The organism is Larkinella sp. (genome assembly GCF_965227735.1).
In the GTDB taxonomy this organism is placed as follows: Bacteria; Bacteroidota; Bacteroidia; order Cytophagales; family Spirosomataceae; genus Larkinella.
The window spans coordinates 2,864,836-2,888,654 of record NZ_OZ245776.1; the positions used below are offsets into that span (position 1 = coordinate 2,864,836).

The 23,819-nt window shown below is 52.2% G+C and carries 12 protein-coding genes, 1 pseudogene and 1 riboswitch; of the genes and pseudogenes, 7 read left to right on the forward strand and 6 right to left on the reverse strand.

Features of this window, described 5'->3' with window-relative positions; all coding sequences use genetic code 11:
- Positions 1 to 69 precede the first annotated feature (69 nt).
- A riboswitch (TPP riboswitch) is annotated at positions 70 to 162 on the reverse strand.
- Between the two features lie 133 nt (positions 163 to 295).
- On the forward strand, positions 296 to 775 hold the full coding sequence (locus ACO064_RS11010) for a Uma2 family endonuclease (protein WP_421831011.1): 480 nt from the start codon (positions 296 to 298) through the stop codon (positions 773 to 775).
- 298 nt (positions 776 to 1,073) lie between these two features.
- Here ACO064_RS11010 and ACO064_RS11015 read toward each other — a convergent pair whose 3' ends face one another.
- From ACO064_RS11015 to ACO064_RS11025, 3 genes are all read right to left on the reverse strand, one after another.
- Positions 1,074 to 3,539 (reverse strand): ABC transporter permease, encoded by a 2,466-nt coding sequence (locus ACO064_RS11015; RefSeq protein WP_421827418.1) that lies wholly within the window; start codon positions 3,537 to 3,539, stop codon positions 1,074 to 1,076.
- A 173-nt stretch (positions 3,540 to 3,712) separates the two neighbouring features.
- The gene (locus tag ACO064_RS11020; protein WP_421827419.1) at positions 3,713 to 4,318 is read right to left on the reverse strand and encodes a hypothetical protein; all 606 of its coding nucleotides are present in this window, start codon (positions 4,316 to 4,318) and stop codon (positions 3,713 to 3,715) included.
- 337 nt (positions 4,319 to 4,655) lie between these two features.
- Positions 4,656 to 7,010, reverse strand: a complete 2,355-nt coding sequence (locus ACO064_RS11025; RefSeq protein WP_421827420.1) for an ABC transporter permease — start codon at positions 7,008 to 7,010, stop codon at positions 4,656 to 4,658.
- 43 nt (positions 7,011 to 7,053) lie between these two features.
- On the opposite strand from ACO064_RS11025, the gene ACO064_RS11030 reads away from it, so the two are divergent.
- Positions 7,054 to 7,521, forward strand: a complete 468-nt coding sequence (locus tag ACO064_RS11030) for a Uma2 family endonuclease (RefSeq protein ID WP_421827421.1) — start codon at positions 7,054 to 7,056, stop codon at positions 7,519 to 7,521.
- Between the two features lie 33 nt (positions 7,522 to 7,554).
- Here the strand turns inward: ACO064_RS11030 and ACO064_RS11035 are convergent, their stop codons facing one another.
- On the reverse strand, positions 7,555 to 9,948 hold the full coding sequence (locus tag ACO064_RS11035) for an ABC transporter permease (RefSeq protein WP_421827422.1): 2,394 nt from the start codon (positions 9,946 to 9,948) through the stop codon (positions 7,555 to 7,557).
- A gap of 969 nt (positions 9,949 to 10,917) precedes the next feature.
- Between ACO064_RS11035 and ACO064_RS11040 the strand changes: the two are divergent.
- The 5 genes and pseudogenes from ACO064_RS11040 to ACO064_RS11060 all read left to right on the forward strand — a co-directional run bounded on the left by ACO064_RS11040 (position 10,918) and on the right by ACO064_RS11060 (position 22,129).
- Positions 10,918 to 14,096: pseudogene (locus ACO064_RS11040) on the forward strand (SusC/RagA family TonB-linked outer membrane protein).
- 22 nt (positions 14,097 to 14,118) lie between these two features.
- Complete coding sequence (locus ACO064_RS11045; RefSeq protein WP_421827423.1) at positions 14,119 to 15,969, forward strand: RagB/SusD family nutrient uptake outer membrane protein; 1,851 nt, start codon at positions 14,119 to 14,121, stop codon at positions 15,967 to 15,969.
- 222 nt (positions 15,970 to 16,191) lie between these two features.
- Positions 16,192 to 19,560, forward strand: coding sequence for a VCBS repeat-containing protein (locus ACO064_RS11050; RefSeq protein WP_421827424.1), 3,369 nt, complete (start codon positions 16,192 to 16,194; stop codon positions 19,558 to 19,560).
- 105 nt (positions 19,561 to 19,665) lie between these two features.
- On the forward strand, positions 19,666 to 20,967 hold the full coding sequence (locus ACO064_RS11055; protein WP_421827425.1) for a vanadium-dependent haloperoxidase: 1,302 nt from the start codon (positions 19,666 to 19,668) through the stop codon (positions 20,965 to 20,967).
- A gap of 52 nt (positions 20,968 to 21,019) precedes the next feature.
- Positions 21,020 to 22,129 carry a DUF5700 domain-containing putative Zn-dependent protease gene (locus ACO064_RS11060; RefSeq protein ID WP_421827426.1) on the forward strand — a complete coding sequence of 370 codons (1,110 nt, stop codon included), beginning with the start codon at positions 21,020 to 21,022 and terminating at the stop codon, positions 22,127 to 22,129.
- A gap of 13 nt (positions 22,130 to 22,142) precedes the next feature.
- Here the strand turns inward: ACO064_RS11060 and ACO064_RS11065 are convergent, their stop codons facing one another.
- Together ACO064_RS11065 and ACO064_RS11070 are read right to left on the reverse strand one after the other, a co-directional pair.
- Entirely contained in the window at positions 22,143 to 23,366 is a 1,224-nt protein-coding gene (locus ACO064_RS11065) for a cation:proton antiporter (protein WP_421827427.1), read from the reverse strand.
- A gap of 169 nt (positions 23,367 to 23,535) precedes the next feature.
- On the reverse strand, positions 23,536 to 23,760 hold the full coding sequence (locus ACO064_RS11070) for a hypothetical protein (protein WP_421827428.1): 225 nt from the start codon (positions 23,758 to 23,760) through the stop codon (positions 23,536 to 23,538).
- Positions 23,761 to 23,819 lie beyond the last annotated feature (59 nt).

The window sequence follows — 23,819 nt, forward strand, 5'->3', positions numbered from 1 at the left end:
GACGTGAGCAAAAACTGAATGGACGCATGGGTGCGCTTCCCGGTACGGAAATCAAAAAGAAAGAAGTGAGCGTTCTTTCCAGCTTTTCCCTACGACAGTCTCAACTGTGTCAGGTTCGAAGGGTATTATCTCAGTCCGCACAGGACACCCCCAAAGCCATTCATGGCCGCTAAAGTAGCGGTTTAAAGTCAGGTCCGAAAGTGATTTTTCGATTTTCTCGTCAGCAGGAATGATGAGTAGGCGGTTTACTCTGTTAAGCCAGGATAAAAGTATATTTGGAAAACCTACATTGATTATGAAAGCCACTGCTGACCAAAAAATTTCTAATCAGGAATCCGAGGACACAAAAGTGTCAAGCCGGAACCATTCTAAGCTACAAAGTCAGTTGGCTTTTTTACTGCGTTTGTCATACCGGACGCAATACAGTGTTCTAACCAATTTAGACCTTAGCTTTGCCAATGGCAAAATTAGTCCCGATCTATGCATCTTTCCCAGGCAAACCGCGGATTGGCTGAATGATGAACCAATCGTTCACGATGTTCCGCTGACTATTATTGAGATTCTTTTTCCTGATCAAAGTCTAAATAGTCTGCTCGAACGGATTTACAAAAAACATTTTCCAGCCGGTGTCAAAACCGGCTGGAAAATCATACCGGCGCTGCAAATTGTTTCCATTTTGTTGCCCAACCGCAAACAGCTCAATTTTACGGAAGGCACGATTACCGATCCCGAAACCGGTATTCAGCTTCAGTTAGCTGAGATTTTTGAAGGATAAAGCAGGGGTATTGAGTTCAAGAAGCCATTTCAATTAACCAAAAAGCCCTGGAAGGGTGATCTACCCATAGAAAATTCCCGGTTTCAGTCAGAGACCAGCTCCAGAGGAGCGGTCTAAGCATGTTTTTTAGACCGCTCCTCCGGAGCTTGCGGTATGTAGGTGACCAGCGTTTCTATTGACAGGACAGGCCTCCGGCCTTCACCAGAACGATTCCTTACTCCTCACGCTTACCTGATCACTCATTATTCCTTACTCTTAATTCCTCACTCTCAACACTTCACTCTTAACTCTTAACTTATTATTCAGAACGCAGTGACTTCACCGGATTCATCAAGGCCGTCCGAATGGAGTGATAACTGACCGCAGCCAGCGCGACGAAAACGCCCAAACCGCCCGCGAGCGCAAAAATGGGCCAGTTTAGCGGAATGCGGTAGGCAAAACCATCCAGCCAGCGGTTCATCAACCAGGTCGACACCGGAATAGCCAGCACAAAAGCTAGTACCACCAACGTGAGCGTCCGGCGGTTGAGCAGAACCCACAGTTGCCCCACGGTGGCACCCATTACCTTCCGGATACCGACTTCCCGCATCCGGTTGATGGCCTGGATGCCCGCCAGCCCGAACAAGCCCAAAGCCGCAATCAGCAACGCAATGCCGGTGGCGAGTTGGGTCAGCGTCGTCCAGCGCTGGTAGTCGCGATACCGGGCTTGCAGATCCTGATCCAGAAAAGAATACTCGAAAGGTTGCCCGTCGGAAAGCTGCGGCCAGTCGCGGGCAATGCGGGCGACTTTGTCGGACAGATTGCCCGGCGTCAGTTTCAGGTAAAACACGCCCTGAAAGTCAAGCCCCAACTTGTAATACGCGGGCTGAATGGCTTTGGTCAGCGGTTCGATGTTGTGATCGTTGACGACGCCAATCACTGTCCGGCCATTCAAAGTTTCCAGCGGTTTGTTGAACACCAGTTCCTGACCCAGTAACTTCGCCAGCGTTTCATTGATCACCACCGCCTTGACGCTTTTTGCCGTATCGGACCGGAACGCCGGCGAAAAAATCCGGCCCTGTTTGAGTTTGATTCCCAACAAAGTAAAGAAGTTGTAATCGATGGACTGCTGCAAGGCCCAGTATTTCTGTCCGTTAATCGTGGTGCCATTGCGGTTAAAACCGTCTTCGCCATAACCGCCCGCGCTGCTCGCTACCAGCAGTACGTCCGGGTTCGCCGACTGATACCGCAGCAACCTTTCGTAAATCCGGGGGCCGCTGCCGTCCTCAAACTGTTGCAGGTTTTTGACTTTGAGAACCAGTTCTCTTGTCAATCCCAGTTCCTTTTCCTGCACAAAACGCAACTGTTTATGCATCGTAATGGCGGCCGTCACCAGCACCAGCGACAGCACAAACTGCGTTCCCATCATCCCCTGAATCACCAGCGGATTGATTTTGTAGGTGCGGTTTTGACCCAGAAACACGGTCGGGCGGAAACGGGCGAACAGCAGGGCCGGATAAATTCCCGCGATTAAACTGACGCCCAACACCATGCTCAGCAAGCCCAGCAAATTACCCGCCTGAAAAACATCGAAAACCGTCAGTGTCCGGTCGGTCAGGTTGTTGAAGGTTGGCAGTAGTAGCAACGCCAGCAGCAGACTGATGACCGACGCCAGGCCGACGACCAGCACGGTTTCCAGCCAGAGCTGCACTGCCAACTGCTTTGGAGCCGCTCCCACCACTTTCCGAACGCCCACTTCCTGCAAACGCCCCGCCAGTTTCGACAGCGAAATGATGATGTAATTCAGACCGGCCACGAGCAGAATCAACAGACTGATGGACACCAACAGGTACACATTTGTCGGTGAAACCGTACGGTTCCAGCGTTCGTTGAACGAAAAATGCGTATCGGTCAGCGGGCGAACGGTCAATAAAAACCGGTTATTGGTCAGACGGTCTTTGTGTTCAGGAGACGCTGCCTTTAGCATATCACCGATCACTTCGTTGAAGAGTTTCGGTCCCAGGCTAGCCAGTTTTGTCGTCACCTGCGTCAGTGAAGCCTCGGGGCTCAGTTTCCCGAGTGTGTAGACATTGCTCGTGTTGTATCGTTGTTCGAGTTGCTTCGTGTAATAGTCATCGCTTTCCAGCCGCACCACCAGTTCGGCGGTGAGCGCCGTGTTCGACGGCGGGTTTTGCATCACGCCCGATACGTTGTAGAATTTGCCATCGTACCGAATCGTCTTGCCAACCGGATTCTCATTCGCAAACAGTTTCTGATTCAGTCGTTCCGAAATCACCGCCTGGTGCAATCCGGCCAGCACCTGCTCCGGGCGTCCAATGACCAGCGGAATCGAGAAAAACGTGAAGTAATTGGAATCCGCAAACAGAATGGCCTTTTCATACACCGCGTTCGTTTCGTATTTCACGATGCTTTCCTGAAGCCTCGTCATTCGAATAACCTCCTGAAATTCCGGCATCTGCTGCTTGATTTCCACCCCGAAAACCACCGGAAAGATCATACTCCGGTGTTCTTCGGCCGGAAAAAACGGCAGGTTGAGCGGATGCCGTTTTGGTTTACCCTCAAAATCAAACAAGTCGGTCGATTCAAACCGGTAGATGCGGTCGGCGTCGGTCTGAAACCGGTCGAACGAGCGTTCGTGACGCACGAAGGCGTAGGTCAGCAGGCCGAACGCCAGGGCAACGGACAAACCCGCCAAATGGATACTGGAATAAACCGGATCGCGTCGGAGACTGCGGAAAGCGACTTTGAGGTAGTTTTGAAGCATGGTTCAGGACGTTTTGGCACCCCTTTCGGGCCATTTTTCAATAGACGGATTGGGGTAGCTTCCTGTTGCACCGTCGATTCGTTTTCGACTGAAATAAAAAATCCCGATTCAAGGCTCGCGTCTTGAGTCGGGATTTTCAATCCATACCGGATCAGTTATTTATCGTTCGTTGCTCACTTTCGCGCATTCGACAAGCCCAGCGTTCGTTCTGTTTCGGCAATGAGCTGCTGTTTTTCGGATTCGCTTTTGCCCTGCAAGTTGATCGTCCGCTCGAAAACGTGTTCCTCGCCGTCGAGCTTGTATTCATACTTCATTTTCAGGCGGTTATTTTCGGGATCTTCGATAAGGGTTTTGGTGTAGGGCGTTCCGTCCGGTGCCACAATCACGTTTTTCGGCAGGTGATTGTCTTCATTTTTCGACCGGTTGCCGGACGTGCCGGTTCCTCTCGAAGCAACCGCCACTTCACCCGATTCATAACGCGTTGGTCGGACACCACCCCGGGGGGCCGTCGGCGGTTTGGGGGCGCGGGGCGGACTGACCACGACATGCACGCCCAATGAATCCTGGATCGAGCTAATCAATGCTTCTTTTTCTTCCTTGCTCATTCCCATCGCATCGAATTCCTGGTCGTAGTGAATGTTGCGGCTGGGCTGTTCGACGTCGATCTTTATACGCAACGTTTTGCCATTGTCATTGATGCTCCGGCTGATCGACGAGCGTTCCTGGGCGACAGCCGCGATACTGATTCCGAAGAGTGCGAGGGTAATTGCTGTTTTCATGTGTTTACTGTTTTAGGAAGAGTAACCTGAACCGGGATTACGCGGATTAAAGGATTAACTGGGATTATATACACGCACAATTAATCTTAACGTGAACTATGAGATTTTGACCCCAGAGGGGTCCAATGTTAATAGTAAAATGACTTTCTGAGTATCCCCGCGTGCCGGAGGTACGCAACTAGACTCATATTGCGTACCTCCGGCACGCGGGGATACTCAGAAAGCCGTTTTACTATTAACAGTACGTGCCGTTGGCACTTAGTTGACTTGTAAGAAAGAAAATAATCTCATAGTTCGCGTTAATCTTAGTTAATCCTTTAATCCGCGCAATCCCGGTTCAAGACTGTTTTAACGTATTCACCGGATTCATTAATGCGGCATTGATGGACTGAAACGATACGGTCAACACGGCAATCAGTATGACCAGGCCACCCGCTGCTGCGAAAAGCCATCCTTCCAATCCGACACGGTACGCGAAATCCTGCAACCAGCGATCCAGCGCATACCAGGCAACCGGAGCAGCAATGAAAAAGGCAATGAGAACTAACTTGAGAAAATCTTTGGAGAGCAATAACACCACGTTAACGACGGACGCACCCAAAATCTTGCGTATACCGATCTCTTTTGTTCGTTGCCCGGTTGTAAAGGTAACAAAACCGAATAGTCCTAAACAAGAAACCAGGATGGTTAATGTGGCGAAACCGTTAAAAACTGTTGCCAACACCCGATCTTTATGGTATTGGGCCTCAAACGATTGGTCGAGAAATTCATAGTCGAACGGATAGAGCGGGTAATGCCGCTGCCAGATGTTTTTCACAACCGGCAACTGATCGACGCTTACGTTCAGCATGACGCTGCTGGCCGGAATCGTATTATAAACCAGCACCAAAGGTTCGATCAGGTTGTGCAGGGAGCGGTAATGGAAATTTTTCACGACGCCAACGACCTTTCCCTTGTGGCCGAATCCGTCGATCGTCTGCCCGATGCCGTCCTTCCACCCCGCCAGTTTAACAAACGCTTCGTTAACGAGAAATCCCCCTTTCAAATCGGCTTTCGATTGCGACGACAGGTTGCGCCCGGTTTTCAGCTTCATCTTCAGTAACGGTAAAAATTGGTCATCCACAAATAGAAAGTTGCTCATGAGTTCCCGTTTTCGTCCGTTGCTCCGGAATGTAGTGGAAGCCATGGGCACCAGGCCCGATGGCTGCAAACCGGAGCCCAGCGTCACCGCGCCGACTTCACTGCGGTTTTTCAGACTATTGGCAAAGGCCGTGGCGCCCGCCCGCGCCGTCGAGTCGTCGGGCAGGTGAACGCTCAGAATCCGGTCTTTCGTAAAACCCAGATCCCTGGTTTGCAGGAAGGTCATTTGCCGGCGAATCACCAGCACACCGGCAATCATGCCGACGGCCAGCACAAACTGAAAAACAATCACGGATTTTCGCAGCCAGGCTCCTTTTCCGTAGCTGCCAATCCGGCCTCTCAGCACCTCGACCGGGCGATAACTGGACAACACAAAAGCCGGGTATAAACCGCCCGCCAGCGTGATCAGCAGCCACGTAAAACCGATCAGCGGCACCGCTTCTGATAAGACGATTGACAGGCGGATTTGTAACAGTTCATTGAAAAAAGAAAGGGCAGCATACACCAGCACCCCGGCAATACCGACCGAAAAACCGCTCAATAACCAGGATTCCAACAGAAACTGCCGGATCAACTGGCCGCGTTGAGCACCGTTGGCTTTCCGAATCCCGACTTCTTTGGCGCGTTCGGTGGCCTTGGCCGTCAGCAGGTTGATGTAGTTCAGCAGGGCAATGGCCAGGACAAAGACCGACAGAAAGGCGAACAGATACCCGTACTGCTTATTCCCCTTGGGCGTATCGGCCATTTTTCCCGGGCTGTAATGGACGTCTTGCAACACCTCCGCCGGGAAGGTGAGCGAGTAGCCCTCCGCACCCATTTTCTTCAGTTCGGGGTTGGCATACCTATTGGCCAGTTGCGTGAGTTTTTTGCCGAAAACCGCCAGATTGGGCTCATCCCGGAAAAGGACGTAGGTATAACACGGAAAATCATCTTCCACCCACGACCGGCTTCCGGTGAACACTTTGGAAAGAAAGGCGCTCACGGGCAAATCGGTATTACTCGGCGCATCGGCCACCACGCCGGTGATCTGGAAAATTTGCTTGTTAAATTCGATGGTCTTCCCCAGAACATCCGTCTTCCCGAAATACTTTTTTGCCAGCCGTTCGGTTAGAACCGTGCTGTTCGGATTGGCCAGCGCCGATGCCGGATTTCCTGCCAGAAATGCGTATGAGAAAACCGAGAACACTTCATTATCGGCGTAATAGACATCCGATTCTTTGAGCAGCTTATCGTCATGACGGATTACGGCGTCCGTAGGCAACAAACGCACGGCGGTTTCGACTTCCGGGTAATCGCGTTTCAGTGCTTCCGCCAGCGGAACCGGGCTGGACGCAATCGACAAAACCGACTCCGGCGTTTTCATATCGGTCGTTACGCGCACGATCCGGTCGGCGTTGGCGTGGTAGCGGTCATACGAAAACTCGTGGTCGACATACAACGCCATCAGCAGACAGGCCGCCAGCCCGATGGCCAGCCCGCCGACGTTCAAACCGGTATACAACTTGTTGCGCCAGAGGTTGCGCAGGGCGATTTTGAAATAGTTGCGAAGCATAGTCTTACTAATTTTATTACATTTGATAAAAACTCAAAGCGCTATGGAAACACCCCAGTATGATGTATTCGAGGAGTTTCAAACGGAAGATGTCATGTCGTACAACCACGCTAAGCTTACGTATCGTCTTACGAAAAGTCTTGGTCAGTATGATGAACTATTCGATATTCTGCCGGAACTGGAGTTTGACCTTTCACACGGTCGGGCAAAACCGGATGTTGCCATTTGTATCCCTGGAAAAGCAAACTGGCTCAAAGACATCATCCGTCCCACGACTCCACCATTGATAGCCATTGAGATTTTATCCCCCCGGCAAGCGTTGTCGGACCTCACCGATAAAGCATTGGACGTGTATTTCCCATCCGGCGTAACAACCGTCTGGGTTATTATTCCACAATTCAAGCAAGTGACGGTGTTGTCCCCCACTCAACAGGAAGTTTTTACTGATGGTATCTTAAGCGATGAGCAGACAGGTATTGAATTGAGTCTTACTTCCCTGTTTAAAGAATAGTCGTCGACCGAACAGACTTTGTGTTCTTTAATTTTACTCCGCGCGCAAACTCTTCACCGGGTTCGCCAAAGCCGCTTTAATGCTTTGAAAGGAAACCGTCACCAACGCGACCAAAACCGCCAGAACGCCCGCCAGCGCGAACATCCACCAGGCCAGACTGATTTTATAGGCAAAATCCTGCAACCACTGGCTCATGGCGTATCCCGCAATGGGGCTGGCAATGACCATTGCGATGAGCACCAGTTTCAGGAAGTCTTTCGAAAGCAACGCAACGATGCCGGCCACCGACGCGCCCAACACTTTTCGAATGCCAATCTCCTTTGTCCGCTGAACAACCACCAACGACACCAGACCGTATAAACCGAGTCCGCAAATCAGGATGGCAATGCCCGCAAACGTGTTGACCAGCCGAAAGATCAGGTTCTCGGTTTCGTAAAACTGCGCCAGTTGGTCGTCCAGAAATTCGTACTCAAAAACCGCATCGGGATAAATTTTCTCCCAGACTTTCTGAATGCGCTGAACGGTTTGCTGTGGGTTTTGACCCGAAATCCGCACACCGATCCGCTCATACATCTTAAAATAACTGGCAATGAAGCAGGGCGCTATTTCGTCGCGCAACGACCGCAGATGAAAGTCTTTCACCACGCCCACGATCGGCAGCGCAACCGGCGACAGATAATACTGCATTTTGCGGCCCAGCACTTGCTGCGGATCACGGATGTTCAGCTTCCGCAGAAGGGTTTCGTTGATGAGGTATTCGCGAATCGTATCACTTTCGGACAGGTTACGGCCCGCAACGAGTTGTAAGCCATACGTTTTGAGGTAATCGGCATCCGCCAGCCGTTCCCGAATCGGAAAATCCGTCCATTCGGCCTGGTCACCAAACTTAAACGACCCTCCGTTCATAATCAGGGCGGAGGGTGGGCGGTGACTGGCACTGATGGATTTAATGTCGGGATACTGAAGCAGTTCATTCTTAAACGTTTCCCGCGATGCTTTCTGCGGATTGGGCAAGGTCACCACCACGACATTGTCTTTTCGGAAACCGACATCCGTATTTTGAATGTAGCGGACCTGCGTGGCCACCACCAGTGAACCGATGATCAGGGCCTGACAAATCACAAATTGCAGGACAATCAACGACTGCCGCACGGAATAACTGCCCCCCGATTTGGCCGACAGCTTCCCTTTCAAAGCCGCCCAGGGGCTGAAACCCGACAAAACCGCAGCCGGATAGCCGCCCGCCAGCAAAATGACGACCAGAACGAGTAACGCGATAAAACCGAGCGTTGACCCGTTCGGTTGCAGCGACAGACTAACGTTGACCCACTGGTTGAAAACCGGCAAACTCAGCACCGCCATCAGAAGGGCCAGACTGGTAGCCGCCAACACGATCAGCGCGGTTTCGAGCAAAAACTGCCGAACCAGTTGCCCCCGGGTGCTGCCGAGCGTTTTCCGAATCCCGACTTCTTTGCCCCGCCGGAGGGCTTGCGCCGTTGCCAGATTGACGAAATTGATGCAGGCCGTCAGCACCAGGAACAAGCCCACCAGTCCCAGCGACCACAGCAGCGACGGGCGTATGGCGATAGCGCCACCCATCACGCGCCGAACATCGAAATGACTCTCCCGGAGTGGCTGGAAATGAAATTGCAGGAAGTTGGAACCCAAATGCTTTTTGGTCAGAGCAGGCATGGCGGCTTCCAGACTGCCGACCGATTGGGGATCTTTTAACGTTACAAAAAGCCGGTAATTGCTGTTGAGCCAGCTCCAATCCGCCTGATTGAAGTCCGGACTGAACGCCTTGAGGGTTGACAGGGAAATAAAAAAACGAATATCGGTATCTGTCGTTTTGGGAGGGTCGGCGAGAACACCGGTTACTTTGGCGTCGATTCCGGGCTTTAGATTCAGCATCCGGCCCATCGGGTCGGCATCACCGAAATACTTTTTAGCCCACGACTCGGTCAAAACCACACTACCGGGTTCGCGCAGGGCGTTTTTGGGGTTACCGTGCAGCCATTGATAGTCCAGAATATCAAACAATTCCGGTTCGACAAAAGCCGTTCCTTTGTGCTCCAGAAAGCGAACCGGTTTTCCATTCTTTTGGTACGTAACGGTCAGTTCACGGTTCATGATCAGAAAAGCCGCCTGCTCGACCTGCGAAAAATCCGTCCGCAACACCTGCGCCATAGGCAACGGGGCTTCGGGGTAATACTCGACGGAACCGTCGTCGAGGTGCAGGTCCGTCACGACCCGGAAGATGCGGTCAAATTTGGTGTGGTGCCGGTCGGTGCTGAGGTGGTAGCGAACGAAGAGAAAAATGAGCAGTCCACCCGCCATGCCAACGGACAACCCGAGGATATTGAGCAGGGTGTAACTCCGCTGCGTGGTTAAGTTTCGCCAGGCGATTTTGAAGTAATTCTGTAGCATAAGCCCCGTTGGCAAGCCGGATTTGGTTGCCCTAAAGGTACTTTCTATCCCCTTTCAACCATCGTTCTGCCTTATAAACAGCCTGTTAAAAAAAGTTAATGCTCCGACAAGTTACCGGTGTGATAGGTGCTAAAATATCGAATACTGAATGTTGAACAACGAATATCGAAGTGAATGATCCGGCTTTCGATATTCGTTATTCAACATTCAGTATTCGATATTCATCATCAATAAGCTGTATTTCAACAACTTACACTAATTTGTGAAAACCAGAAAAAACGCCCTGCAATGGTACACAGGCTGACATACCGGATCAATCACCGTACGGTAGCGGGCAATCTATTAAGTTAGGATCATTTGTCTTATTTGTCCGACATAATTCCGAAGAATCCGGGTCGATGGTCACCGGTGAGTGACTGATTTTTAACCGGTTTTGACTTCGTTTTGACTTTTATTGTTCCAATATTTTATTATTTATATTCTATTCTTAACTTAACGTTTGAATTACGATCCTCGCCCCCACGCAGGCGTTTTTCAATGTGAATTCGGCAGGCAATTCATTTTACCAAATTAGGTCGCGGTAACAGGTAACAGGATGGTATTTTTCTTCTCTATTCTGTTACAAATTGACGAAATAATTCGGGAAATAATTTTTCCTTTGCATAATTCAATTGTCTCAAACCATCTCTATTAATTATGATAAACAATTACTACAATCATTCGGGGTTTCCCCCGGTTTAATTCATTTCCCAACCTTTTTTGACTAGCGCCCCCGGTATTACCAGACACCGGGGGTCTTAGTGACACCTATAGTCTTCTTGCTGTCCACGCTTCCCTACACGTGAAAGAGTATTGCCTGTTCAATCTTACCAACTCTATTACTTACTTAATCTAATCCGTCTTATGCGTATGAAAAAGTCTACTCATCAGGTGCCTCCAAAAAACAGGTATCTATTGGTGCTTTATCTAATGATTGCTTCTGTCACCCTTTCTTTTGCTCAAAACTCGACCATAAAAGGGAAGGTAACCGGTGGACAGGGAGACGCACTGCCTGGCGTGAGTATCGTGGTCAAAGGCACCACGCAGGGAACCACAACGGCCTCAGACGGCACGTATTCGCTCAACGTTCCGAACAAAAATGCAACGCTGGTTTATTCATTTATTGGGTATGTGAGCCAGGAATTAGCCATCGGCGGCCGGTCGGTGATCGACGTAAAAATGGCGGACGACATCAGTACCCTGAATGAAGTGGTGGTTGTGGGGTATGGTGAACAAAAGAAAGAAACGATTACGGGCTCGGTTGCTACCGTAAAAGGGACGGATCTGGTGAAATCACCCGCCATGAACATGAGTAACTCCATTGCGGGACGGATGCCGGGCGTTATTGCCACCAACTCCAGTGGCGAACCAGGTTATGACGGTTCTGCGATCCGGATTCGGGGTTCCAACACGCTGGGAAACAACGACGCGCTGATCGTTATCGACGGTGTTCCGGCCCGGGCCGGGGGTTTCGACCGGATCAACCCGCAGGATGTCGAAAGCATTTCCGTCCTGAAAGATGCCGCAGCAGCCATTTACGGCTCACGGGCAGCTAACGGGGTTATTCTGGTGACGACCAAACGGGGCAAAACCGGCAAACCGGAACTCTCCTACAGCTTCAACCAGGGTTTTTCGCAGGCGACGGTGATTCCTAAAATGGCAACTGCGGCCGAATATGCCCAGTTGAACAACGAGATCAACGTGTATAACCTGCCTCCGCAGTACTGGAAAGGTGCTTCGGATGCCTTCAAAACCACAGGCAGCTTTACCCGCCCCGACAACGGAGCGATTGCCAAAGCCGCCTTTACGCCGGACGACATCAAGAAGTTTAACGACGGCTCCGATCCGTGGGGACACCCCAACACCGACTGGTTTGGCGAAGCGCTGAAAACCTGGGCTCCTCAGGTGAAACACACGCTCCAGTTGATTGGTGGTAGCGAAAACATCAAATACCTGGTGTCGGCCAACTACCAGAATCAGGATGGCTATTACAAAAACTCCGCAACGGGTTACAAACAGTATGACTTCCGCCTGAACCTGGACGCCAAAGTCAACAAGTACGTCAATACCGTGGTGGGTGTGGTCGGTCGTCAGGAAAACCGGTTTTTCCCAACAGTAGGTGCCGGAGCCATTTTCCGGATGCTGATGCGGGGTTATCCTAACAAACCAGCTTTCTGGCCGAATGGGCTGCCCGCTCCGGACATTGAAAACGGTCAGCAACCCGTTCTGGTGACGACGGACGCCACCGGTTACGACCGGGATACGCGCTACTACGTGCAAAGCAATGCCACCGTCAACGTTACCAACCCCTGGATTCCGGGTTTGAAATTCAGCGGTAGTGTAGCCCTTGACAAATACATTCAGCAAGGCAAGAGATGGCAGACGCCCTGGTACGTCTATAGCTGGGATTACACGTCGTATGATGCCAACAAGCAACCCATCCTGAACCGGGTGGCAAAAGGTCCCGCTCAGGCAGAACTTAATCAATACACGAACGACCAGTTCAACTCGCTGCTGTCGGGTATTTTAACCTACGATGGTGTCATTGGTAAGGACCACGGCATCACCTTGCTGGCGGGTATCACCAAAGAAGCGTCGAACTCGGCCGGTTTCTCCGGTTTCCGGCGGTATTTTGCCTCCACAGCCATCGATCAATTGTTTGCCGGTGGTAGTGCCGAAAAGAACAGCAACACGACGTCAGCTTGGGAACGGGCGCGGATGAGCTACTTCGGTCGGGCTGCGTATAACTACAAAGAAAAGTACCTCGCTGAATTCCTGTGGCGGTATGATGGTTCATACATGTTCCCGAAAGAAAGCCGGTGGGGTTTCTTCCCCGGTGTGTCGGCGGGCTGGCGTATTTCGGAAGAAAATTTCTTCAAAAATGCCATTCCGGCCATCAATTCTCTGAAACTGCGGGCATCGTGGGGTCAGTTGGGGAACGACCAGGTATATTTCAACGGTGCTTTGCGCGAATATGATTATCTGCCTACGTATGCCTACGGTGATGCTGTCAATGCCAACTGGGGTTACGTAACGGGTGGTCAGGTTGCCCAAACGCTGTATGAAAACGGTGTTCCGAACACGACGCTCACCTGGGAAGTAGCCAACAACGCCGACATCGGTCTGGAAGGGTCTGCTTTGAATGGCAAGATTTTCTTCGAGTTCGACGTATTCCAGAACAAACGGTCTAACATCCTGTGGCGCAAGAGTGCTTCCATTCCACAAACCACGGGGATGACCCTGCCAGCCACCAACATCGGAAAAGTAACCAACAAAGGCTACGAATTCCGGGTGGGTTACAACGGACAGGCGGGTGAATTGCGCTACAGCGTGAGTGTGAACGGCGGGTATGCCAAAAACGAAATTACGTTCTGGGACGAAACCCCCGGCGCACCCGAATGGCAGCGTTCGACCGGCAAGCCCATTCCGAGCAACGTCAACGATCCGAACCAGCAAAACGGTACGCTATGTACCAATACGACGGCATCTTCTCGACACAAGCCGAAATCGATCAGAACACGGTGGATTACAGTGGTGTAGGTGCCAGCTTGCTGCGCCCCGGCGACATGAGATTGAAAGACATCAACGGTGATAAGAAAATCAATGGTGACGACCGCGTTCGAGCCGACCGCAACAACCAACCCCGGTTCCAGGGCGGTTTCAACGGAACGATGTCTTACAAAGGCTTCGACTTCAGCATCCTGGTGCAGGCTTCGGCGGGTGGTCAGATCTTCCTGCAAACCGAGTCAGGCACGATCGGTAACTTCCTGAAATGGAGCTACGATAACCGTTGGACGGTGGACAACCCGAGCACGGAACATCCCCGCATCGTTGACCGCAGCAACCAGTACTTCTCCAACGGTACGAGCTACTGGTTGAAAAAAACCGACTACATCCGTCTGAAGAACGTCGAAATCGGCTATACGTTACCGGCCCTGATTTCCAGCAAAGTGGGGCTGAACAACCTGCGGGTCTATGTAAATGGCCTGAACCTGGCGACCTATGCACCAGCCATGAAAGGTCTGTTCGATCCGGAATCGACCAGCGGCAGCGCACAGTACTATCCGCAGGCTCGGGTACTTAACGCCGGTTTATCAGTCAGTTTTTAACTAAATGCTCAATCATTCTATTATGAACCATATCGTAAAATGCCTGTCGTCCAGTTTACTTGTAGGGATGACGATGGTAGCTTGCAACAGCGATTTTCTGGATACAAAACCCCTCGATAAAGTGTCGGGGGATGCGGTCTGGTCAGATCAGAACCTCTCCGAAGCCTTTGTGACGGACGTCTACAACGGGATTCGGGACGGTGTTCTGGACCAGATGAGTTTCGATTGCCAGACCGACAACGCTCTTTACAGCTTTGGCAAGCAGGATGTCAACGAAGCCAACGTGAGTCCATCGAACCTGGGAACGGTTAAAAACACGATGGAATGGAGTGCCATGTACGCCCGGATTCGGGCGGCCAACATTGCGATCGCCAACCTGGCCAAGCCCAAGTTTAACAATGCCACGGTGGCCGATCGGATGAAAGGTGAAATGTATTTCATGCGGGGCTATTTTTACAACCAACTGCTTCGCTATTATGGAGCGGTTCCGCTGATCAAATCGCCTTACACACTGGATAACCCCGATTTTACCATCGCCCGGAATACCTACGAAGAGTGTGTGAACGCCATCGTGAGTGACCTGGATTCGGCCACGATCCTGCTGAAAGGAAAAACCCTGACCAGTGGCCGCGCCACGATGGGTGCCGCTATGGCCCTCAAAGCCCGGGTGTTGCTGTATGCCGCCAGTGATCTGCACGATATTCCGACGGCGAAAGCCAAGTCGACCGTCATCGCCGGTTTCAACAAACCCGAACTGCTGGGATACGTTAGTGGCGACCGGATTGCCCGCTGGACGAAAGCCCGGGATGCCGCCAAAGCCGTAATCGATTTGAACCAGTATGGCTATAAACTGAACCTGACGGCACCGGTTCCTGCGGCCGAAGGCCAGCAGAACTACGTCAACATGTATCTGTCGCGCAACGGTGGTGAAGCCGATGGCATCTTCCTGAAATACTACATCCGGGCTTCGTTCGACGACTGGGGTTCGTGGTATCCGCGGAACAACATGCCAAACGGTTATCATGGCTGGACATCGAGTCAACCCACGCAACAACTGGTGGATAACTACGAGATGATGGACGGTACGAAATTCGACTGGAAAAACCCGGCCCACGCGGCAACACCTTACGAAAACCGCGATCCGCGCTTCTACGCATCCATCTTGTATGACGGTGCGCAATGGAAACCCCGCACGCCCGATGGAGCGGGTATCGATCCGGCCGGACAGATTCAAATGGGTGAGTATGAAGTCGGTAGCTCGGCTGCCCCCACCAAATACTCCGGTTTGGATACCCGCAACAGCTCCATCGAAAACTGGAACGGAACATGGACGGGTTACGCGATCCGCAAATTTATGGATCCCGATCCAACCCTTGTCGATCAGAACATCCGGCAGGAAGTGCCTTCCATCCAGATCCGGTTTACGGAAGTGGTGTTGAACTACGTAGAAGCCTGTCTGGCCCTGGGTCAGGAAGCTGAGGCCAAAACCTGGCTCAACAAAGTCCGGTTCCGGGTGGGTATGCCCGCCATTACCGAAACCGGCGCGGCCCTAGTCACCCGGTATCAGAACGAACGGAACATCGAAATGCTGTTTGAAGATCAGCGGTTCTACGATGTCCGGCGCTGGATGATTGCTCCAACGGCCTTGGGCAAACAAGCCCAGATCATTGTTATCACCGGCAAACTGAAACCTGGAAAAACCGTGACGACGTATAAATACAGCAAAGACAACTATACGTATTCCTACAGCGTTCAGGATTTAGGTACTGGCAAGGAAAACCGGAAGTGGGCCGACAAAATCTACTTCCTGCCAATCAGCCGGGATGAGATCAACCGGAACAAGCAATTGGTGCAAAATCCCGGTTATCAATAGCATTGAACGCTTTTCTCAAGTTGATATCCCTCTGAATATACCTGGTGCCAACGTATAACCCTGCGTTGGCACCAGTTTTTTTGATACTCATTCCCGCTTCTGCCACCCAAAAATCTGGATGAGTCAACCCACCCCTACCAGGACAATTTGAAAAAACACTGAACTATTGCACGCAATTGTCCTAACTTAGCTTTCCGTGCTTTTTCATCCATTCTTTCGTTTATGACGCTTTTTTTACGCGCTTTTTGGAGTGGCCTTATCATCTTGATGGCCTTTTTGTCGACGGGCTGCCAGAAGAAACCGGCTTCTACGGAGCAGACAACACCCGACGCGGGGCCTCCGCTGTTCACCTTACTTTCTCCGGAGCAAACCGGCATTTCGTTCGTCAATACATTAAATGAAGGGCTGAATACCAACGTACTCATGTACGAATATTTTTACAACGGTGGCGGTGTCGCCGTGGGTGATCTGAACGGCGACGGCCTGGAAGATATTTATTTTAGCGGCAACATGGTTCCAAACCAGTTGTACCTCAACAAAGGCAATCTCAAATTTACCGATATTACCGCCACCGCGGGTGTGTCCGGACGCGAAGGGCCCTGGCGAACGGGCGTCTCGATGGCCGATGTCAACGGCGACGGGCGGCTCGATCTCTTTCTCTCCTATTCAGGAAGTTTGCCGCCCCAAAAACGGACACCCCAACTATTTATCAACGACGGTCCCGACGCACAGGGCGTTCCCCGTTTCTCCGATCAAACCGCCAAATGGGGACTGGACCGGCCCGGACAGACGACCCAGGGGACGTTTTTCGACTACGACCGCGATGGCGATCTGGATTTGTTTCTGCTCAACCACAACCCCCGGCTGTTGCCCATCCTCGACCCGGATGCCACGGCGGAGCTGATGAAGAAAAAAAGCCCGGAAATCGGGATTTGCCTGCTTCGCAATACGGGAACCCGTTTCGAGGATGTGACCGAACGGGCGGGCCTGCTCAATTCGGTACTGAGCTATGGCCTGGGATTGGGCGTCTCCGACCTGAATGGCGACGGCTGGCCCGATCTATACGTTTCCAACGACTATAACGTCCCCGATTTTCTGTACCTCAACAACCGCAACGGGACTTTCTCGAATCAGTTGCAAACCGGCATCGGCCACATTTCCCACTTCTCGATGGGAAACGATGTCGCCGACATGAACAACGATGCCCGACCCGACATTCTGACGCTCGACATGCTACCCGAAGACAACCGGCGGCAGAAACTCCTGATGTCGCCCGACAATTACGAAAAGTTCGATCTGGCCGTCAATTCGGGGTTTTATTACCAGCACATGCGGAATATGTTGCAATTGAATGTGGGAACGGACAGCAAGAAAGGAACCGGGGGCATTCCCGAATTCAGTGAAGTGGGGCAATTGTCCGGCATCTCCAACACCGACTGGAGTTGGGCTCCCCTCCTGGCCGACTACGACAACGACGGCTGGAAGGATCTTTTTGTTACCAACGGCTATCTGCGCGATTATACCAACCAGGACTTCCTGAAATACATGGGCGATTTCCTGCTCAACCGCAAGGTCATGCGCCAGGATTTGCTGGAACTGGTCTACAAAATACCGGCTTCCGATGTGGTTAATTACGCCTTTAAAAACAATGGTAACCTCACCTTCACCGACGTCAGCCGGGCCTGGGGCATGAACCTGCCCTCGAACAGCAACGGCGCGGTGTATGCCGATCTGGACAACGACGGCGATCTGGATCTGGCCATCAATAACATCAACAAACCGGCTTTTATTTACCGGAATGAAGCCAGCAGCCAACTCAAAAACCATTACCTGAACGTCAAACTGGATGGTGTTGGAGCAAACCGGTTTGGACTGGGTACCAAAGTAACCCTGTACCGGAACGGTCAGCAACAGTATCTGGAGCAAATGCCATCACGCGGCTATCAGTCGAGCGTATCGCCCATTCTGCATTTTGGGCTGGGAAAAGAGTCGTCTATCGACTCGCTGCGCATAGTGTGGCCGGGCGATAAACAACAACTGCTGACCAACGTCAAAGCCGATCAGGTGCTGGTGGTTTCGGAAAAAGACGCCAAAACGTCCCGGCAGACAATGCCCTCCGCGCCGGCTATTTTTACGGAACAGAAAACCCCGGTGGCGTATCAGCACCCGAAAAATACCGTTAATGATTTCAAACGGCAGCCGCTGCTGGTCAATCCGGCGTCGTTTGTGGGGCCTTGCCTGACCAAAGCGGACGTGAACGGCGACGGTCTGGAAGACGTCTTTGTGGGTGGTGGCAGCGGACAGCCCGGGGCGGTTTTTCTCCAGCAAGCCAACCAGCAGTTCCTGCAAAAAGCGCAACCCGCGCTGGAAACCGACAAAGCCAGCGACGACGCTGATGCGGTTTTCTTCGATGCCAACGGCGACGGTTCACCGGATTTGTACGTGTGCAGCGGTGGTTACGCGAATTTCATGCCCGACGACGCCTTGTTGCAGGACCGCCTTTACATAAACGATGGCAAAGGCAATTTCACCAAAAATCCGGCGGCTTTGCCCGCCATGCGCACCAGCAAAAGCTGCGTGCGGGTGGCCGACCTCAACGGCGATGGCAAACCGGATCTGTTCGTGGGCGGGCGGGTGATTCCGGGCCGCTATCCCGAAACGCCCCCGAGTTTTCTGTTAATCAACGACGGGAAGGGTAAATTTATCGACCAAACGGCGAGCCTGGCTCCCGACCTCCAGCGCATTGGCCTGGTGACCGATGCCGCCTGGACCGACCTCAACGGCGATAAAAAACCCGAACTGGTGGTCGTGGGCGAATGGATGCCGGTGACGGTTTTCGGGAACGACGGTGGCAGATTTACCGATCAGACCAAGACCTATTTCGACAAAGAATACCGGGGCTGGTGGAATAAACTGCTGGTCGATGATCTGAATGGCGACGGGAAACCGGATCTGGTGGTGGGCAACCAGGGCCTGAACACGCAGTGTAAAGCCAGCGAAAAAGAACCCGCCGAACTGTTTTATAAGGACTTCGACGACAACGGTTCGGTCGATCCGATTCTGTGTTTTTATATTCAGGGCAAATCTTATCCCTACGTCACCCGCGACGAGTTGCTGGATCAGCTCAGCATCATGCGCACGCGCTTCCCGGATTATAAAAGCTACGCCGACGCGACGATGAAGGATATTTTCACGGAAGAAGAATTGAAAGACGTGAGTAAACTGGAAGCCAATCACCTGAAAACCACGTATTTTGAAAGTACGACGACGGGAAAATGGCAGGAAAAAGCATTACCGGCGGAGGTGCAGGTTTCCCCGGTTTTTGCGCTCACGGCGTTCGATTACGACCACGACGGCAAGAAAGACCTGCTCCTGTGCGGCAACATCAGCCGGGCGCGGTTGCGGTTCGGGAAGTACGACGCCAACTACGGTGTTTTGCTGAAAGGCAACGGAAAAGGTCAGTTTTCGTATGTGCCGCAACCCCAATCCGGTTTTCTGCTGAAAGGTGATGTCCGGAGCGTGCTGCCGATTGGAAATACGGTTTTGTTCGGTATCAATCAGGTCGGGGTAAAAGCGTATGGGTTTAAATGAGTTATTACACAGAGTTGATCAGAGAACCTCAGAGGTTATCAAAGTTTTTCTCTGATTAACCCTGATTTCCTCTGATCAACTCTGTGTAACAACCTTTCAATTTCGATGAAAAAAATCTTCCTCTCTCTTTTATTTATAGCCCTTATAAGCAGTTGCCAGACCGAAAAAACGCCGGAACTGGGCAACCGGGAGATCACCGGCGTCATTGCCGAGATGACCGAGGTGATGATCCACGACGTAACCAATCCGCCCCTGGCCGCCCGGTTTTTCGCCTACGCCTGTCTGGCTGGCTACGAAGTGGTTGCCCAGAACGACAAGGCCTACCGGAGCATGCACGGCGTCCTGAACGGCTACCCGGCGATGGAAAAGCCGAACGTTAGCGGACATTCCATGCACCTCAGCGCGGTACTGGCGATGCTCAAAACCGCCCAGAAAATGCAGCCTTCGGGCAAGCGGCTGGAAAAGCTGGAAAAGCAGTTACTGGATTCGTGCCGAACCGTGGGGTTTTCCGACGAGGTGATCGAACAATCGGCAACGTATGCGCTGGAGGTGAGCAAACAGATGCTGAAATACGCCAAAGCCGATCAGTACAACCGGATCAGCAACTTCCCGCGGTATACGCCCTCCGAAAAAGCCGGAAGCTGGTATCCGACCCCGCCGGGGTATTTTGCCCCGGTTGAGCCGTATTTCAATACCGTCCGGCCGTTCACGCTGGACTCGGCGGCCCAGTTTAAACCCGCACCGCCAGCGGCTTATTCCACCGATAAAAGCTCGTCTTTCTACCGGATGCTCCTGCAAAACCAGAAGGAAGGCGGCAACACCCTGACGGAAGAACACCGGCAGATCGCGGCTTTCTGGGACTGCAATCCGTTTGCGCTCGAAAACAACGGCCACATGATGGTGGGTCTCAAAAAAATCTCCCCCGGCGCTCACTGGTTGGGCATTACGGGGATTGCGTGTGCCAAAGCGAAAAAGAGCTTCGCCGAATCGCTGAAGATTTACACGGCTGTAGCCATCGGATTAACGGACGGTTTTATCTGCTGCTGGGACGAAAAATACCGCAGCAACCGCGTTCGCCCCGAAACCGCCATCCGCAAACTCATCGATCCCGACTGGAAACCGTTTCTGCAAACGCCCCCGTTTCCGGAATATTTGAGCGGTCATTCCACCATTTCGGCGGCTTCGGAAGTGATTCTGACGCACTATTTCGGCGATCATTTTGAGTATACCGACACCGTCGAAGAGCCGTATGGCCTGAAAGCCCGCCCGTTCCAATCCTTCCGCGAAGCCGCTGTTGAAGCCGGACTTTCCCGATTTTACGGCGGTATTCACTTCATGGACGCCATCGATCAGGGCAGGGCGCAGGGACTGAAAGTGGGCGAATGGGTGGTGAAGAAACTTAACTGAATGCTCACGGACTAGCTAATTCCAGCCGAATCATCTCACTAATTTTATCCCTATGATGAAGACAGTCGCGTTTGTTTTGTTTTTACTGGTCAATCTGAAGTCTTTTGGTCAGGAAACTAAAAAACCATCTTCACAACCCGACATGGCCATTCAGCTCGATTTTGGGAGTGCGCAGGCGGTTACGAATCTGCTAGCCAAAACGAAAACGACCGATGCCGAACTGGACGAAATCGCGAAACTCTACGGTAGTCAGCAATTGATCCGAAAGGTCACCAGTTACAACAAAACGGGGACAGAAGCCGCCTTTAAACAAACCCTGCGGGAGATGGTCGAAACGGGAACGGTGAAAGGCAACGACCCGTTCGAGTGGAAAGCTGTCAAGTCTAAACTTCCGAAAATCAGAGCTTTAGTCCGTCAACTGGAAACGAAGGCGTCGTTTATCGAGGATGTAAAAGCGCTCATTTTGCCGTATTCTCCGGCTACGCTGCCCGTAAAAGCCCGGGCCTGTTTTCTGGTCGGCGGGGGTGCGCTGGGCTTCACCATTGGTGGCGACGACACCTTCAATGTGGCTTTGCAGAAAATTGGCGATGATTACGAAGGACTGGTTTATCTGGTCGCCCATGAACTTTATCATACCATTCAGCAGGTCGGCGAACGCCATCGCACGAACGGAAAAACCGCAGTGAATCCGCCAAAGCATATTGACAATGCCTACACGCTGCTGTCCAATCTGTGGGCCGAAGGCTCCGCCACTCTGGTCGGTGATTTTACAAAAATCAGGCAGCCGGGCGGTTTCTCAAAAGAGCAGCAGGAACAGTATGCCCGCAACGGGCAGCGTTCACAGCAGAATTTTGCGTTATTCGAGAGCCTGTTATTTTCTGCGTTCCACGACTCCACTGCCAACCTCAGTGAACTTTATAACATCGGTTTTACGGTCGCCTTCGACGAAACCAGTTATTTTATGGGGTATCGGATGGCGAAAGTGATTGAAGAATACCGGGGTAAAGACGTTCTGGCCGGTTTAACTACCAAAAATCCCATCGAATTTTGCCAAATCTACCGGTCTATTTACACGCAGTTTCCGGACAAAAACATCATCCGGTTCAGCGGCTCGACCGAAGCCATTCTGACCCGGATGGAAGCCTGGAAAGATAAACTCTAAGGCCGGGCAACCCTTATTTCTGATTGTCGAGCCATTTCATGACTGGCGTAGCCAGTATTCCGTGGACCACGATGGAAACGAGAACCACAAATCCGACGATGGCCCACAGCCGCTCGGCTTCCGGGAAAGGGGCTTTCTCCAATCCAAAGGCGAGGTAGAAAAAAGAACCGATGCCCCGAATTCCAAAACCGGCAATCACCCACCGTTCGCGAAGCCTGGCACTGGCACCCACCAGCGTCAGAATACCCGCCAGGGGGCGAATCACCAGCAGAAGGCCCAGCCCCAGCAAGGCATCCGCCCAGGTAAGCGGGGCCAGCAGACCCTGCCCTATCGCTCCACCAAAAAACAGGAGGACGACGACAATGAAAAGCCGTTCGACCTGATCCGAAAAATCGTGCATGTGCTGGTGGTATTCGTGGGTTCGTTCGTAGCTGCGGAGGGTGACGGCGGCAATGAAGACGGCCAGGAAGCCGTATCCGTGTATTAATTCGGTGGCCCCGTAGGTGGTCAGGGTTACCGCCAAAACCACAAATCCGTAGACCGATGATTTGATGCTGATTTTTTCGGGCAACCGGAAAATGAATATGGCCATTAGCTTTCCCGAAAGCCAACCCGCCAGCAAACCTACGCCCAGCCGATAGAAAACGTCCATGCCCAGCCAATCCCAGAACCGATCCGTCAAAGGCACCCCGGAAGGCAAGAGGGCAATCGCTCCGTATACGAACGGGAAAGCCAGCCCATCGTTCAGACCAGCTTCGCCCGTCAGCGCAAACCGGACGTTGTCTTCACCGCCCTCGCCCGGATCGCCAACCTGCACATCGCCCGCCAGCACCGGATCCGTGGGTGCCAGTGAGGCCGCCAGCAACAGGGCCGAAGCCGGGGGTAATGCCACACCGTACCAGCCTGCCACTGCCATGACGCCAATGGTGAGGATCATGGCCAATGAGACCAGCCGAAGCGGTATTCGCCAGTTTTTTAGCGAAAACCGGCGATCAATCTTGAGGCCCGTCCCCGTCAGGGCTACAATGACGCACAATTCGCTCAGGTGCGTTGTTAAAGCTGGATACTGAAGCGGATCGGCAGATGGCAAAGGGAGCGGAAAAGCGTAGACCAACAGGCCCAGACCGACCAGAACGATAGGGTATGAAAGCGGATATTCTTTGAGAAAGGAAGGCAGGAACGCAACGGCCAGCACAGCCACGCCCAGCACGACCAGCAACAAATTAATGGAAACCATAGGTAAATGACAGATTCCCGGCACCCAACGGGCACTCAGGAGCGGATAATTGGCCGACGGTTCCGGTTTAATTCGGAAACGGCAACGTTACGCTGACTTAAACCAGATCCGCTCATTGAATGTTATCACGCCATTTTTTCTACACTTTCCTGACTTGCCTTACGGCCGGTTAAACCCCCAGATAGAGGGCGGCCAATTGATCCAGTTGTTGCTGTTGGGTGTTTTTTTGAGCTGAAGACGGTAGTTCCCACGTCACCCGAATGCCCGCAGCATTCTCGATAACGTCCGCGATTCGCTGCATCATCAGGTTCAGTTCAGCGGGTTTCATATTTTTTGCGTTCGCCAGGTTAGACGTCAGTTGCTCCATTATCCCTTTTTCGAGTCGTGCTGTCATGCGAATGTTTGTTTCCGGATTGCGTTTGTACGTTGCGTAAATCAGAAGAGAGAAAGGTC

Bases quoted from the DNA above. Each gene is read 5' to 3' on its own strand.
- ACO064_RS11035 (WP_421827422.1), bottom strand. From the start codon at position 9,948: ATGCTACAGAATTACTTCAAAATCGCCTGGCGAAACTTAACCACGCAG.
- ACO064_RS11055 (WP_421827425.1), top strand. From the start codon at position 19,666: ATGAAAAAAATCTTCCTCTCTCTTTTATTTATAGCCCTTATAAGCAGT.
- ACO064_RS11030 (WP_421827421.1), top strand. From the start codon at position 7,054: ATGGAAACACCCCAGTATGATGTATTCGAGGAGTTTCAAACGGAAGAT.
- ACO064_RS11065 (WP_421827427.1), bottom strand. From the start codon at position 23,366: ATGGTTTCCATTAATTTGTTGCTGGTCGTGCTGGGCGTGGCTGTGCTG.
- ACO064_RS11070 (WP_421827428.1), bottom strand. From the start codon at position 23,760: ATGACAGCACGACTCGAAAAAGGGATAATGGAGCAACTGACGTCTAAC.
- ACO064_RS11010 (WP_421831011.1), top strand. From the start codon at position 296: ATGAAAGCCACTGCTGACCAAAAAATTTCTAATCAGGAATCCGAGGAC.
- ACO064_RS11020 (WP_421827419.1), bottom strand. From the start codon at position 4,318: ATGAAAACAGCAATTACCCTCGCACTCTTCGGAATCAGTATCGCGGCT.
- ACO064_RS11050 (WP_421827424.1), top strand. From the start codon at position 16,192: ATGACGCTTTTTTTACGCGCTTTTTGGAGTGGCCTTATCATCTTGATG.
- ACO064_RS11015 (WP_421827418.1), bottom strand. From the start codon at position 3,539: ATGCTTCAAAACTACCTCAAAGTCGCTTTCCGCAGTCTCCGACGCGAT.
- ACO064_RS11060 (WP_421827426.1), top strand. From the start codon at position 21,020: ATGATGAAGACAGTCGCGTTTGTTTTGTTTTTACTGGTCAATCTGAAG.
- ACO064_RS11045 (WP_421827423.1), top strand. From the start codon at position 14,119: ATGAACCATATCGTAAAATGCCTGTCGTCCAGTTTACTTGTAGGGATG.
- ACO064_RS11025 (WP_421827420.1), bottom strand. From the start codon at position 7,010: ATGCTTCGCAACTATTTCAAAATCGCCCTGCGCAACCTCTGGCGCAAC.